Here is a 1,749-nt window from a genome sequence, read left to right on the forward strand (position 1 = left end):
CGACTGGCCCGCATAAGATTGTCCGAGGTGAAGCTGCTTGGCGAACCCCTGACGCGGTCGGAACACGCCGTGCACGGTCCGTAGAGCTGTCGACTGCTTCTCAGTCCCAGCACAGTCCCTTGTGGCCGGTCGTCACGAGCCACTGCACTCGCGCGAGGTGGCTTTTCACCGCTTTGCGGGCACGGCTCGGCTCCTTCGCCGGATCGATCCCCAACAATTTCAGCGCTATATCTTCTTCGCTGGCGTTCTGCGCAGTGAAGACATGGATATTCATGCAAAGGGTGAAATGCTCGTTGTCGTAGTCGGTTAGGGTGTCCGACCAGGGAACCTCCGTGGCAACTGGAGCGGCTTTCAAGGACGCCATTGAATTTCCAATTCGTTTCCTCAGATATTCCGATGCCTACCCGCCTAACCCCAGGGTATCGTCAGCTCCCCCAGTTTCAACCACCTATAGCTCTGGCAGTAGGCGGGGTCGGCCATCGGCACACGCGGGATCAGCATCGCGACCAGGAAAATCGCTCTCCGTATGAGCGAAGCAAAGTCGATCGATTACGACTTTGTCCAGTCTCTGCCCCTTGAAGCGACCGGTTGTAGCGTTGCCAGCCGTAAACGGCTACTGATTGCATCTGCCAGCAGCTCGACAACATGGCTGCTGTCCGCCGCAAAGGTACGTATATCTGCTCAGACGGCGCGTGCTTCTGTTCCCCTCAGTCGGAGAGTCGTCGCCGAAGGGTCGCCAGAGCCATTATTTGCACATATTGCACATCACCCGTTTGGCGGGTAAGGGAACCTGGGGGAACTAAGGAGAACAAACATGTCTCTAGAATCAGGCAATACTTTCATCGAACTTACTGCGGATATCGTGTCAGCCTATGTCCAGAAAAATCCGGTTCCAACGTCTGGATTGCCGGATCTGATTGCCAGCGTGAATTCAGCGTTGTCCAATATTGGTCAGGCTACCCCAACGGAAGCGCCGACCCAAAAACCGGCAGTCAATCCCAAGAGTTCCGTGTTCCCGGATTACATCATCAGCCTTGAAGACGGCGAGAAATACAAGTCGCTCAAGCGCCATCTTGCGGTCAGACACGGCTTAACCCCCGATGAATACCGGACGAAATGGGGATTGGCCAAGGACTATCCCATGGTCGCACCAAACTATTCGGCGGCTCGATCGGCACTGGCAAAATCGTCGGGCTTGGGAAGAAAAGCGGCGCCAGCCAAGAAACTTCCTGTGAAGCGCAAGGCGAAGGCTTAGGGTGCGGAGATCATCGTGCTAATAGCAGCGCTGCCGTCGCTGCCGAAAAGGAACGCCTCTGCAGCATAGGGGAGCCCAACGAGAAGGTGGTGTTCCTCTCTTCTTCGCCGGCGGAACCATAGCGGCCACAAGGCAATACCGACAAGCAGATAAGGGGTCGCGGACGCGGCCCTTTTTGTCAACTGTCATTACTAACTGACTGTAGCATTTTGGCGGCGCCGACACCGGCGCCGAGACCCTGGCTCGCGCCAGGACAATCATCGAGACGGCCAAGATAACCGGCATCGATCCGCAGGCATAACTCGCAGACGTGCTCGACCGCATTCATGATCACAAGATCAATCGCCTTGACGGCCTGCTTCCCTGGATTTGGTTGCCTGTGACCGCCATCTCCGCCGAGGCTGCCTGATGGCAACGGTGACCCCTGTGTTCAGCATCGACTTACGTCGCCAAATTGCTGAAGATGCCGAACTCCTTCAGGCGATCGTCAGAAA

At 56.5% G+C, this 1,749-nt stretch carries 2 protein-coding genes and 1 pseudogene; 2 read left to right on the forward strand and 1 reads right to left on the reverse strand.

All coding sequences use genetic code 11. The annotated features are described in order from the left end of the window. Positions 1–100 precede the first annotated feature (100 nt). Positions 101–364 carry a hypothetical protein gene (locus tag EOA38_RS35665; RefSeq protein ID WP_127301424.1) on the reverse strand — a complete coding sequence of 88 codons (264 nt, stop codon included), beginning with the start codon at positions 362–364 and terminating at the stop codon, positions 101–103. 450 nt (positions 365–814) lie between these two features. Between EOA38_RS35665 and EOA38_RS35670 the strand changes: the two genes are divergently transcribed. Both EOA38_RS35670 and EOA38_RS35675 read left to right on the forward strand, forming a co-directional pair. Beyond that, a complete protein-coding gene (locus tag EOA38_RS35670; RefSeq protein ID WP_127301425.1) occupies positions 815–1,255 on the forward strand; it encodes a MucR family transcriptional regulator in 441 nt (146 codons plus the stop codon). Positions 1,256–1,508: 253 nt separating this feature from the next. After that, positions 1,509–1,664 (forward strand): annotated as a pseudogene (locus tag EOA38_RS35675) (transposase domain-containing protein); the annotation flags it as partial. Between the last annotated feature and the right edge of the window lie 85 nt (positions 1,665–1,749).

Source organism: Mesorhizobium sp. M1E.F.Ca.ET.041.01.1.1, from assembly GCF_003997355.1.
Classification (GTDB): domain Bacteria; phylum Pseudomonadota; class Alphaproteobacteria; order Rhizobiales; family Rhizobiaceae; genus Mesorhizobium.